Origin of the sequence: Actinacidiphila sp. bgisy160, assembly GCF_965342435.1 — a bacterium.
Taxonomy (GTDB): Bacteria; Actinomycetota; Actinomycetes; order Streptomycetales; family Streptomycetaceae; genus Actinacidiphila.
The window spans coordinates 1-11,489 of record NZ_CBDRCM010000097.1 but is presented as its reverse complement, the minus strand read 5'-3'; the positions used below and the strand labels follow the sequence as shown (position 1 = coordinate 11,489).

The window sequence follows — 11,489 nt, the reverse complement described above, 5'->3', positions numbered from 1 at the left end:
ACCCTTGACATATCTGCGATCGCTGCATACGGTCCTGCGTCGAAGCGCTTCGACGCGTCGCATCGAAACCATTCGATGGGCGCCTCATTCGTTCGGCCCAGGTGGAGGTCACTTCAATGTTGAAGGTGCGCAGACCGCTGGCTCTCGCAGCAGCTGCCCTTGCGGGCGCCATGCTCATCACGTCGTGCGGAAGCTCGGACGGCGGTGCGGAGGGTGACGGCAAGACGCTGAAACTCTGGCACTACGAAGCCCCGAACAGCGCGATGGGCGTCGCCTGGAACCAGGCGATAGAGGAGTTCAAGAAGTCCCACCCCGGCGTGAAGGTGGAGTTCGAGGCGAAGGGCTTCGAGCAGATCCAGAAGACCGCCTCGATGGTGCTCAACTCCAGCAACGCTCCTGACCTCATGGAGTACAACAAGGGCAACGCCACCGCCGGCCTGCTGGCCAAGCAGGGCCTGCTCACCGACCTCACCCCGCAGGTCACCAAGTATGGCTGGGACAAGTTGCTCAGCCCCAGCGTCACCACCACCAGCCGCTACGACGCCAAGGGCGTCATGGGCTCCGGCAACTGGTACGGCGTCCCGAACTTCGGCGAGTACACGATGGTGTACTACAACAAGGACCTCTTCGCGAAGAACGGCGTGAAGGTCCCGGCCACGTTCGACGAGTTCGAGCAGGCGCTCGCCGCCTTCAAGGCCAAGGGCATCACCCCGCTCGCCAATGGCGGCGCCGAGTACCCGGCCCACCAGTACCTGTACCAGCTGGCCCTGACCAAGGCCGACCGCAGCTGGGTCGACTCCTTCGAGCTCTACAAGGGCAAGGCGGACTTCCACGACGCCGCCTGGACGTACGCCGCCAACACCCTGTCGGACTGGGTGAAGAAGGGCTACATCGCCAAGACGAGCAGCGGCGCCAAGGCCGAGGACGCCGGCGTCTCCTTCATCAGCGGCAAGTCCCCGATCTTCTTCTCGGGCAGCTGGTGGTACGGGCGCTTCCGCGACGAGAACAAGTTCCAGTGGGGCTCGTTCCTCTTCCCGGAGTCCAAGATGACCCTGGGCTCGGGCGGCAACCTCTGGGTCGTCCCGAAGAACGCCAAGAACAAGCAGCTGGCCTACGACTTCATCGACATCACGATGAAGAAGGAGATCCAGAACACCCTCGGCAACAACGGCGGCGTGCCCGTCGCGGCCGAGCCCTCGGCGATCACCGACCCCAGCTCCAAGGAGCTCATCGAGAACTTCAACAAGGTCTCGTCCCAGGACGGTCTGGCCTTCTACCCGGACTGGCCGGTCCCCGGCTTCTACGACGTGCTGGTCTCGGCCACCCAGAAGCTGATCACCGGCAGCGCGAGCCCCGACGCGGTCCTCGACGAGCTGCAGAAGGCCTATGACGCGGGTGCGCCCACGTCATGAGTGCCCGACCCCTCCGGCTGCGCAATCCCTACGCGCTGTACTTGATCCCGGGTGTCATCGCCTTCCTGGCCGTCGTGATCGTGCCGTTCGCGATGAACATCTACTTCAGTTTCACGCACTGGCAGGGCGTCGGCTCGCCCGCCTGGGCGGGGCTGGACAACTACCGGGAGCTGATGAAGGACTCGCGGTTCTGGGAGTCCTTCCGGCACAGCGTCGCCATGGTCCTGGCGATGGCGGTGATCCCCACCGCCGTCGGTCTCGTGGTGGCCGCGGCGCTGTTCGACTTCATCGGCAAGCACTTCGGTTCGAAGCTGGCCAGCGTGCTGCGTGCCTGCTTCTACCTCCCGCAGGTCCTGCCCATCACCGTGGCGGGCATCGTCTGGAGCTGGATCCTCGCCCCCGAGAACGGCTCGCTCAACGAGCTGCTGAAGGCGGTCGGCCTGGGTTCGCTCCAGCAGGACTGGCTGGGTGACCCGAAGTTCGCGCTCTACAGCGTGATGGCCGTCATGGTCTGGGTGCAGCTGGGCTTTCCCGTCGTGATCTTCATGGCGGGACTCCAGCGGGTCGATCCCTCGCTCTACGAGGCGGCCGAGCTGGACGGGACGAACTGGTGGCAGCGTTTCTGGCACGTGACGCTGCCCCAGATCCGCCCCGAGATCTACGTGGTGATGCTGTGGTGCACCATCGCGGCCCTGAAGGTCTTCGGCGCCGTCTACGTCCTCACCAAGGGCGGACCCGCCGACGCGACCATCGTGCCGTCCTACTTCTCCTTCTCGACCTTCTTCGAGAAGACCGATGTCGGTTACGGCTCCGCGATCGCCACGGTCCTCACCCTGATCATCCTGGCGCTGACCACCGTCGGCCTCCGCTTCCAGACCCGATCGGAGGACGCACAGTGAACGCGCTCAAGCGCTACCCGGTGCTGGTGGCGATGATCCTCGGCGCGATCTTCATGGTGCTGCCGCTCCTGATCGTGCTCATCAACGCGCTGAAGTCGCCGGCCGACTACTCCGCGCACGGCCCGCTGTCCCTGCCCCACGGCCTCCACCTGGAGGGCCTGACGGACTTCTGGACCCGGGTCAACTTCGGGCACACGCTGCTGAACTCGGTCGTGATCTCGGGTTCGGTCGCGGTGTTCGGCGTGATCCTCTCGGTGCTCAACGCGTACGCGATCGGCATCGGGCGGATCAAGGGCAAGGCGTACTTCCTCGCCTTCTTCGTGCTGGCCAACGTGCTGCCGCAGGAGGCCCTGGTCTATCCGCTGTACTACCTGTCCAAGCAGGTGGGGCTGTACGACACCAGGCTGAGCCTGATCATCGTCTTCAGCGTCGTGCAGGCGGCCTTCGGCACCTACCTCCTGTCCTCCGTGCTCGGGGCCTTCCCGAAGGAGATCATCGAGGCGGCCAGGATCGACGGCGCCAACAGCTGGCAGATCCTGTGGCGGATGGTGGTCCCGGTCAGCCGGCCCACCCTGGGCGTCCTCCTGGTGTTCTTCTTCATCTGGACCTGGAACGAGTTCCTGCTGCCGCTGGTCATGCTGCCGTCGAACGACAACCAGACCGTCTCGGTGGCGCTCGGCGTGCTCCAGGGCCAGCGACTGATGGACGCGACGATGACCAACGCGGCCGGGCTCCTCGGCGCGCTGCCCGCCATCGTCTTCTTCCTGCTCTTCCAGCGGACCCTGACCCGCGGCATCGCCGTCGGCGCCGTGAAGTGATCCGCGCCCGGACCCCCGTGTCCGCGGCCCTCCCCGCGGGCGGGTGACCTCCCCGCCGCCCGCCCGCGGCTCTGCCCCCGCCCCTCCCTCCCGGGGCGGGAGGCAGAGCCACCCCTTCTGCTCCCACACGCACCGAGAACGCCGGTGGCCGCCCACCGGGAAAGGCATCGACCATGAAGTTCACCAACGGGTACTGGCTGCTGCGCGAAGGCGTCACGGCGGCGTATCCGGCCGAGGTCCTCGATGCCGTCCCGGGCCCCGGAACACTACGGGTCCACGCGCCCACCCAGCACATCCGGCACCGCGGCGACCTGCTCAAGGGCCCGCTCGTCACCGTCGACTGCACCGCGCCCATGCCCGGTGTCATCGGCGTGCGCATCACCCACTTCGAGGGCGACGTCGAGACCGGTCCCCACTTCGAACTGCACGAGGAGCCGCACGAGCCCGTCGTGACGGTCGACGACAAGCAGGCCGTCCTCACCTCCGGCGAGCTGAGCGTGCGCTTCAGTCGCGACGGTGACTGGCGCATGGAGTTCCAGGCCGACGGGCGCACCCTCACCAGCAGCGACGTCAAGGCCATGGCCCTGATGGAGACGGCCGACGGCGGACACCACATCCGCGAACAGCTCCGGCTGAGCGTCGGCACCTCCGTCTACGGCCTCGGCGAGCGCTTCGGGCCGCTGGTCAAGAACGGCCAGACCGTCGACATCTGGAACGCCGACGGCGGCACGAGCAGCGAACAGGCCTACAAGAACGTCCCGTTCTACATGACCGACGCAGGCTACGGCGTGTTCGTCGACGACCCCGGCAAGGTCTCCTTCGAGGTCGCCTCCGAGCAGGTCTCGCGCGTGCAGTTCAGCGCCGAGTGCCAGCAGTTGCAGTACTACGTCATCCACGGGCCCACGCCGAAGGAGATCCTGCGCAAGTACACGGCGCTGACCGGCCGGCCCGCCCTCCCGCCCGCCTGGTCGTTCGGGTTGTGGCTGACCACCTCCTTCACCACCTCCTACGACGAGCAGACCGTCACCGGGTTCGTCGACGGGATGGCCGAGCGCGACCTGCCGCTGTCCGCCTTCCACTTCGACTGCTTCTGGATGCGTGAGTTCAACTGGTGCGACTTCGAGTGGGACCCGCGCGTCTTCCCCGACCCCGAGGGGATGCTGCGCCGCCTGAAGGAGCGTGACCTGCACATCTGCGTGTGGATCAACCCCTACATCGCCCAGCGCTCGCCGCTCTTCGCGGAGGGCAAGGCTGCCGGCTACCTGCTCAGGCGCCCCGACGGCGGCGTCTGGCAGTGGGACCTGTGGCAGCCCGGTATGGCCCTGGTCGACTTCACCAACCCCGACGCCTGCGCCTGGTACGCGTCCAAGCTGGAGGCGCTCCTCGACATGGGCGTCGACTGCTTCAAGACCGACTTCGGCGAGCGCGTCCCCACCGACGTCGCCTGGTTCGACGGTTCCGACCCGGAGCGGATGCACAACTACTACACCCAGCTGTACAACAAGACCGTATTCGACGTGCTGCGCAGGCACCGCGGCGAGGGCGAGGCGGTGCTCTTCGCCCGCTCCGCCACGGCCGGCGGCCAGCAGTTCCCCGTGCACTGGGGCGGCGACTGCGAGTCCACGTACGAGTCGATGGCCGAGTCCCTGCGCGGCGGACTCTCCCTCGGCCTGTCCGGCTTCGGCTACTGGAGCCACGACATCGGCGGCTTCGAGGGACTGCCCGACGCCGGCCTGTTCAAGCGCTGGATCGCGTTCGGAATGCTCTCCTCGCACAGCCGCCTGCACGGCTCTTCCTCCTACCGCGTGCCGTGGCTCTTCGACGAGGAGGCCGTGGACGTCCTGCGCTCCTTCACCAAGCTCAAGCTCGGCCTCATGCCCTACCTGTACGGTGCGGCGCATCAGGCGCACACCGAGGGCGTCCCGATGATGCGCGCCATGGTGCTGGAGTTCCCCGACGACCCCGGCTGCGTCTCGCTGGAGCGCCAGTACATGCTCGGCGGGGACCTGCTCGTCGCGCCGGTGTTCTCCGAGGACGGCGAGGTGTCGTACTACGTGCCCGAGGGCACCTGGACCCACTTCACGACCGGCGAGAAGGTCACCGGCCCGCGCTGGGTGCGCGAGACCCACGACTACCACAGCGTTCCGCTGCTGGCCCGGCCCGGCTCAGCGATCCCGGTTGGCTCGGTCGACGACCGTCCCGACTACGTGTGGGCGGACGACGTGACCGTCCGGGTCTTCGAGCCGGCCGACGGCTCCCGCACCACCGTGCGGATCCCCCGTGAGGACGGCACGGCCGCGGCCGAGATCACCGTCGTGCGCGAGGGCTCCGCGCTGCGGGCCGAGACCTCCGACGCGTCCCTTCCGTGGGGTGTCGAGGTCGCCGGCGGACCGTCCGCGCGTGCCGCGGCCGGGACCGCCGTCCTCACCCTGGAGCTCTCCGGCTCCTGAGGGCGGACCGGCACAGCACGTACGGCAAGGGAGTTGCATGGTCAAGATCACTGACGTCGCGCGGCACGCCAACGTGTCGCCGAGCACCGTCAGCTACGCCCTCAGCGGCAAGCGGCCGATCTCCCCGGAGACCCGGCGGCGCATCGAGGACAGCATCCGCGAACTGGGCTACCGGCCGCACGCCGGAGCCCGGTCCCTGGCCAGCAGCAGGTCACGGGTGATCGGCCTCGTGCTGCCCCTCCGGAAGGGCATCCACGTGCCCGTGGTCATGCAATTCGCCACGTCCGTGCTGACCGCGGCCCGGGAGCACGACCACGATGTCCTCCTCCTCACGCAGAACGAGGGGGAGGAGGGCATCATCCGGGTCGCGGAGAGCGCCATGGCCGACGCGTTCATCATCATGGACGTCGAGATGGACGACCGCCGGCTGCCGTTGCTGCGCACCCTGGACCGACCCTCCGTACTGATCGGATTCCCCTCCGACCCGGCCGGGCTGACCTGCGTCGACCTGGACTTCGCGGGCGCCGGCGAGGCGTGCGTGGAACACCTCGCCTCGCTCGGCCACCGGACCGTGGCCCTCGTTGGCTCACCCCCCGAGGTGTACGTCCGCGGCACCGGCTTCGCCCGCCGGGTCGCCGCGGGGTTCACGGCCGCCGCCGACCGCCTCGGCCTGCGCTCGTCCGTCCACCCCTGCCCGGAGACCCCGGCCGCCGCGCGGGCCATGGCCGAGCAACTGTTGCGCGGGCAGCCCGGGCTGACCGGGGTCGTCGTCCACAACGAACCGATCACCCAGCCCCTGATCTCCGCCTTCCAGGCCACGGGCCTGCGCGTCCCGGAGGACCTGTCGGTCGCCGCGATCTGCCCCGACGAGACCGCCGAACAGGCACCGGTGCCCATCACGTCCGTGTCGATCCCCTCCGCCGAGATCGGCACCCGCGCGGTGGAGCTCCTGATGGCCAAACTCGCCTCCCGCGATGACGTCCCGGAGACCACCATGCTCTCCGCGGTCCTGACCCCCCGGGCCACGACCGCCCCGCCGGGGTTGTGACGCCGCGTCAGCGCGTTCGGCAGAGCCGCGTTGAGCAGCAGGGCGACTCCCAGGCCGACTCCGACGGCGGTCAGCAGCGTACGCACCCAGCCCTCACGTCTGCCGGTGACGGCGAACCGGACGCCATCGCCAGGTCCGGCTCCGGCCGGGGGCGCCGGGGTGGCGGCCGGGCTCATGCCACGCGTCCCACCCGCGACGTCCTCGACCTCCAGCCGGCACAGCCATTCCAGGGCGGTGCGCGCGGCCTCCCTGCGGGAGGACACCGTTGAGCCGGAGCGGTAGCGCCACGTTCTCCGCGCAGGTGAGTTCGGGGACGAGCCGCCCGAACTGGAAGACGAAGCCGAACTCGTCGTTCAACGCGGACAGCTCGTGACGCGGTAGGTAATGGTGCCGGAGTCGGGGACGACGATCCCGGCGAGGCAGTGCAGCAGGGTGGACCTTCCGGAGCCGGAGGGTCCCAGCACGGCGACGACCTCGCCGGGGCGTATGGAGAAGTCCACCCCGTCCAGGGCCGGCGTCGATCCGTGGTTCTCGCGCAGGCCGTCGGCGGTGAGCAGGGGCTCGCGGGGTGTCATGCCCTCACCTCCCGGGCGAGCCTGTCGAGGCGCGCCGCGGTCAGCTCCAGCCAGCACAGGTCGGCTTCGAGGTGGAACAGGGCGTGGTCGCAGACCAACTGGTCGGCCAGATCGCCGGTGCGCTTGCGTTCGGTCAGGTGGCGCATCAGCCGCAGGTGCTCGGCACGCTGCACGTCGAGGATGTCGGCGGCGTCGCGGTGGGTGAGCAGCGCGAGCACGACCTTGGTGTAGAGCGTCGACTGCAGATACGGCTCGGGCTTCTCCGGGGTCGAGAGCCACCGCACGACGTCGGTGACACCCGCCTCCGTGATGGCGTACCGCTTCCGCTCGGGGCCCTCGCCGGGCTCTATGGCCTCGACCTCGACCAGTCCGTTCTTCAGCAGCCGCGACATCGTGGAGTAGACCTGCCCGTAGTGCAGCGGGCGGTCGTGGCCGAATCGCTCGTCGAATGCGCGCTTGAGGTCGTAGCCGTGGCGCGGCCCGGATTCGAGGAGGCCCAGAAGGGTGTGACCGATGGACATGTGCGTCAATATACGCTTGAGGTATACACATCGTGTAGACGCGACGTCCTGGTCGCGTGCACATTGCGGGCACCCCCGCTATGTATGACGTGTATACCCCCTGTGTAGAGTCGCGGCCATGCGATCTACCTGGCCCCGACGCCTCCTGCCCGCCCGCCCCGACGCCGCCCGGACTGTCCGCAGATGGGCGGCCTTTCCCGTGGCCGCACTGGCACTCGCGCTCGCCGTCACCGGGTGCACCCGCGTGGAGACCACCTCCCCCGGCACCGTGCGGCAGGAGGCCGGGAAGACCGGCACGGGCGTCTTCGGCAGCGTCGACTGCCGCAAGGCCAAGTGCATCGCGCTCACCTTCGACGCGGGACCGAGCAAGAACACCGCGCAGCTGCTCGACGTCCTCAAGGAGAAGCAGGTGCCCGCCACCTTCTTCCTCCTCGGCAGGAAGCACATCGAGCGCTACCCGGACATGGTGAAGCGGATGGTCGCCGAAGGGCACGAGGTGGCCAGTCACACCTGGTCGCACAAGATCCTCACGGAGATCGGCCCCGAGGAGATACGCGAGGAGCTGAGCCGTCCCGACGACGCGATAGAGCGGATAACGGGCCGTCGTCCCACCCTCATGCGGCCGCCGCAGGGACGCACCGACGACACCGTCCAGGGGATCGCCCGCGAGATGGGCCTCTCCGAGGTGCTGTGGAGCGTCACCGCCAAGGACTACGAGACCAACGACCCCGACGTGATCACCAAACGTGTCCTGGACCAGGCGGACCGTGACGGCATCGTCCTGCTCCACGACGTCGTCCCCGGCCCGGACTCCAAGGGCTACCGCGGCACCCTTCCCGCCGTGCCCGGCATCATCGACGCCCTCAAGCAGCGGGGCTTCACCTTCGTCACCGTCCCACAGCTGCTCGCGCCGGGTACCCCGCAGCCCGGGGCGGTCTACCGCCCCTGACCGGATCCGAGGGGCCGCGGCCCGATGGTCATGGGCCCGGCGCCACCCCCGTCACCACCGTGGAAGGCGGGGCAGGGAGCGTGGGGCGGGAGTGAGACCCGGCGAACACCTTCCGGTGCCGCCGGCCTCCCGCACGACGGTGACGCGGCTGGAGTGGTCTGGCTGGTCGGGCCGCGTCATCGCGGGTTCTCGGGGTGCTGGTCCGCCACTACCACGTGGTGCCGGGACGAGTGCCGGTGCCGACGCGCTGCGCCGCGCCCGCCGGTTCGAGGACCGGCCCACTGAGCGCCTGCTGCACGGCGCGCGGCGGTCGACGGCACGTGGGCCGAGGTGCGCCGGCCGGCGCGGGACACCCTCGCCCGGTACCGGCTCGCGGGCCGGGTGGGCCGACCGCGCGCCGGGCTCCGCCCGTCACTCCCCGGGCGCCGGGCCCACCAGCAGCGGGGCGATGTCGTTCCGGCCCCCCGAGGTCCGCTGGGCCTCCCGCAGGAGCTCGTCGGCCAGGTCGTCCAGTGAACCGGCGGGCGCGGCGGCGAGCCGGTCCGCGAGTTCCCCCAGCGCTGTCTCCAGATCGGTGCCGGGACGTTCGATCAGGCCGTCCGTGAACAGGGTGAGCACGCTTCCCGGCGGCATGGACACCTCCGCGGCCCGGTAGTCCGCGGCAAGGTCGACCCCGAGCAGGATCCCGGGCGGTATGTCGAGGATCTCCGTGCGGCCCGACCGGTGGCGCAACAGCGCCGGCAGGTGCCCGGCGCTCGCCGGCAGCGCGCGGTGCCCGGGCACGTCGAGCCGGGCGTACGGGCAACTGGTGAACAGGTCCGGGTCGAAGTCGCCGAACAGGCGGTTGCCCGGGTGAGTACGTCGTCCGGGGCCGCGCCCGTGCCCGCGTGGGTGTGCACCGCGATGCGGATCTGACCCATCAGCGCCGCCGCGTTGACGCTGTGCCCCTGTACGTCGCCGATGACCGCTGCCGCCGCCCCCGAGCCGTCCAAGCGGATCAGGTCGTAGAAGTCGCCGCCGATGTTTATGCCGCCGGCGGCCGGGAGGTAGCGGGCGGCGACGCGCAGGCCGGGCACCTGCGGCAGGGAGTGCGGCAGCAACGCCTTCTGGAGGGTGCGTGCGACCTGGCTCTTGGCGTCGTCGAGCCGGGCACGTCGACGGGTGTGGGCATCTCGGCCGGGCGTGAGCGGGAAGGGTTCACCGCAGGCCTGGTTTAAAGTTGAAACCACCCGACTGGAGGAGAAGCCCCGTCATGCAGCCCGCCGCACTGGACGCACCCGTGATCGTCACGCCCCCGAACCCCTCGCCACGGCCCGCGCACGCCACCGCCGGGGACAGCGCGCGCGCCCGGCGGGCGACGCGCATCGGACTGATGTCGGTCTCGCTCGGTACGGCGGGCCTGGGCGGGCTCTGGCAGTCGGCGTCGGCCACGGTGTCCGCGCCCATCGGGGTCAGCGACGCCCTGTTCGTGGTCAGCGGCCTGCTGTGGGTCGTGCTGCTCGCGCAGTACCTTCGGCACGGCGGAACGCGCTGGCGCAACGTCCTGGACGATCTCCACCACCCCGGTCAGGGCTTCACCCTGGCGTACGTCCCGATCATCGGCATGCTGGCCACCGGTCACTTCGCCCGCTTCGGCGTCGACGGCGCCCGCTGGTTCTACGGGCTGTTCGCCCTCGCCTCCGCCGTCATCGCCGCCCGGCTGCTCGCCCACTGGGTGAGCGGCGGTCTCGGCCCTGCCCCGCTCCACCCCGGCTACCTCCTGCCGGTGGTCTCCGGACCCTTCATCGCCGGCACCACCGGCTCGGCGGTCGCACTCCCCGACGCGGCCTCGGCCGCCTTCGCCGTCGGCGTCCTGTACTGGCTCGCCTTCGGCACCGTCATCCTCGGCCGTCTCGTCGCGAACGGCCTGCCCGGACCCGCCCGCCCCACGCTGACCGTCCTCACGATCCCGCCCGCCGTGGGCGGCCTGGCCTGGACCGCCGCGCACGGCGGACGGGTCGACGCCGTGGGACACGGATTCGCCGGGCTGGTGCTCTTCACCGTCCTGATCGTCCTGTTCCTGGTGCCGCACGTCCGCCAGGACGGGTTCCACCCGGGCTACTGGATCTTCTCCTTCCCCGCGGCGGCCACCGGCAACTTCCTCGTCCGCTGGCTGCACGGCGCCGCCGTGCCCGGCCGGCAGGGCCTGACCTGGCTCGTGATCACCCTGGTCAGCGGGGTGTTCCTGGTGCTGTACGCGGCGACCGTCGGGTACGCCGCCCGGTCCGCGGGCCGGCACCGGGCGGTCGCGGGAGCGTAGCGGCGGACGTCGACGGCGAGTCCGCCGCCGGCGACGGCGGGGGCGCCCACCGAAGATGGCGTCACGCAGCTCGGAGGCCGTGACCCCGTGGCGCATCGCGAGCGCGACCGTGTTGACGAGCTCCTGCGAGTCGACCCTGAGCAGGACAGCGCCGGGCACCCGGTCCGTCGCCGTGTCGAGGAACTTCATCAGTCCCCGCGTCTCCCCGACGATCTTCGCCCGGGGCATCGCGGCGATCTCGCCGACGGCCTCCCGGCGACCCCGACCGCATACCCCCGCTCGCGTGCCGGCCACTCGGTGAACCCGACGCGGGACAGCGGTGGGGTCGTGAAGACCGTGTACGGCACGGCCTCGCGGTCGCGTGTCGAGTGGGTGCCGGTGCCGGTGCCGGTCGGCCGGCGGCTCAACCTTCGCCGTCGCCACCGAGTCCGCGTTCGGCCGCGCCTTCCGCCGCGCGGCGGGCGACACCTCCGCCCGGCTCCGCCGAGCGGCCCGGCACGGCGTACCCGGCGACGCGG

General features: G+C 70.1%; 9 protein-coding genes and 2 pseudogenes. 8 read left to right on the top strand and 3 right to left on the bottom strand.

Going from position 1 to position 11,489, the window contains the following annotated elements:
* Window positions 1–116 precede the first annotated feature (116 nt).
* The 5 genes from ACRWNP_RS36275 (at window position 117) to ACRWNP_RS36255 (ending at window position 6,627) form a co-directional block, all read left to right on the top strand.
* Window positions 117–1,412, top strand: coding sequence for an ABC transporter substrate-binding protein (locus ACRWNP_RS36275; RefSeq protein ID WP_431969144.1), 1,296 nt, complete (start codon window positions 117–119; stop codon window positions 1,410–1,412).
* Window positions 1,409–2,311, top strand: coding sequence for a carbohydrate ABC transporter permease (locus ACRWNP_RS36270; protein ID WP_431969142.1), 903 nt, complete (start codon window positions 1,409–1,411; stop codon window positions 2,309–2,311). The genes ACRWNP_RS36275 and ACRWNP_RS36270 overlap by 4 nt, the downstream gene beginning before the upstream one ends.
* A 32-nt stretch (window positions 2,312–2,343) precedes the next feature.
* Entirely contained in the window at window positions 2,344–3,129 is a 786-nt protein-coding gene (locus ACRWNP_RS36265; RefSeq protein WP_431969146.1) for a carbohydrate ABC transporter permease, read from the top strand.
* Window positions 3,130–3,302: 173 nt separating this feature from the next.
* Window positions 3,303–5,579, top strand: coding sequence for an alpha-xylosidase (gene yicI / locus ACRWNP_RS36260; RefSeq protein WP_431969140.1), 2,277 nt, complete (start codon window positions 3,303–3,305; stop codon window positions 5,577–5,579).
* Between the two features lie 37 nt (window positions 5,580–5,616).
* Complete coding sequence (locus ACRWNP_RS36255; protein ID WP_431969138.1) at window positions 5,617–6,627, top strand: LacI family DNA-binding transcriptional regulator; 1,011 nt, start codon at window positions 5,617–5,619, stop codon at window positions 6,625–6,627.
* A 107-nt stretch (window positions 6,628–6,734) separates the two neighbouring features.
* On the opposite strand, the pseudogene ACRWNP_RS36250 reads toward ACRWNP_RS36255, so the two are convergent.
* A pseudogene (locus tag ACRWNP_RS36250) lies at window positions 6,735–7,202 on the bottom strand (ATP-binding cassette domain-containing protein); the annotation flags it as partial.
* Entirely contained in the window at window positions 7,199–7,723 is a 525-nt protein-coding gene (locus ACRWNP_RS36245; protein ID WP_431969137.1) for a PadR family transcriptional regulator, read from the bottom strand. The pseudogene ACRWNP_RS36250 and the gene ACRWNP_RS36245, both read right to left, overlap by 4 nt.
* A gap of 118 nt (window positions 7,724–7,841) precedes the next feature.
* On the opposite strand from ACRWNP_RS36245, the gene ACRWNP_RS36240 reads away from it, so the two are divergent.
* Window positions 7,842–8,672, top strand: coding sequence for a polysaccharide deacetylase family protein (locus tag ACRWNP_RS36240; RefSeq protein WP_431969135.1), 831 nt, complete (start codon window positions 7,842–7,844; stop codon window positions 8,670–8,672).
* Between the two features lie 411 nt (window positions 8,673–9,083).
* On the opposite strand, the pseudogene ACRWNP_RS36235 reads toward ACRWNP_RS36240, so the two are convergent.
* Window positions 9,084–9,592: pseudogene (locus ACRWNP_RS36235) on the bottom strand (PP2C family protein-serine/threonine phosphatase).
* Here ACRWNP_RS36235 and ACRWNP_RS36230 point away from each other — a divergent pair.
* Together ACRWNP_RS36230 and ACRWNP_RS36225 are read left to right on the top strand one after the other, a co-directional pair.
* Window positions 9,560–9,889: a hypothetical protein gene (locus ACRWNP_RS36230; protein WP_431969148.1), complete on the top strand. Its 330-nt coding sequence runs from the start codon at window positions 9,560–9,562 to the stop codon at window positions 9,887–9,889. The pseudogene ACRWNP_RS36235 and the gene ACRWNP_RS36230 overlap by 33 nt on opposite strands.
* Window positions 9,890–9,924: 35 nt before the next feature.
* The gene (locus ACRWNP_RS36225) at window positions 9,925–10,971 is read left to right on the top strand and encodes a hypothetical protein (RefSeq protein ID WP_431969133.1); all 1,047 of its coding nucleotides are present in this window, start codon (window positions 9,925–9,927) and stop codon (window positions 10,969–10,971) included.
* The last annotated feature ends 518 nt before the right edge of the window (window positions 10,972–11,489 follow it).

What these genes read in the sequence shown, in the direction of transcription:
- ACRWNP_RS36255 (WP_431969138.1), top strand. Translation starts at nt 5,617, where the DNA reads ATGGTCAAGATCACTGACGTCGCGCGGCACGCCAACGTGTCGCCGAGC.
- ACRWNP_RS36270 (WP_431969142.1), top strand. Translation starts at nt 1,409, where the DNA reads ATGAGTGCCCGACCCCTCCGGCTGCGCAATCCCTACGCGCTGTACTTG.
- ACRWNP_RS36265 (WP_431969146.1), top strand. Translation starts at nt 2,344, where the DNA reads ATGATCCTCGGCGCGATCTTCATGGTGCTGCCGCTCCTGATCGTGCTC.
- ACRWNP_RS36275 (WP_431969144.1), top strand. Translation starts at nt 117, where the DNA reads ATGTTGAAGGTGCGCAGACCGCTGGCTCTCGCAGCAGCTGCCCTTGCG.
- ACRWNP_RS36245 (WP_431969137.1), bottom strand. Translation starts at nt 7,723, where the DNA reads ATGTCCATCGGTCACACCCTTCTGGGCCTCCTCGAATCCGGGCCGCGC.
- ACRWNP_RS36225 (WP_431969133.1), top strand. Translation starts at nt 9,925, where the DNA reads ATGCAGCCCGCCGCACTGGACGCACCCGTGATCGTCACGCCCCCGAAC.
- yicI (WP_431969140.1), top strand. Translation starts at nt 3,303, where the DNA reads ATGAAGTTCACCAACGGGTACTGGCTGCTGCGCGAAGGCGTCACGGCG.
- ACRWNP_RS36240 (WP_431969135.1), top strand. Translation starts at nt 7,842, where the DNA reads ATGCGATCTACCTGGCCCCGACGCCTCCTGCCCGCCCGCCCCGACGCC.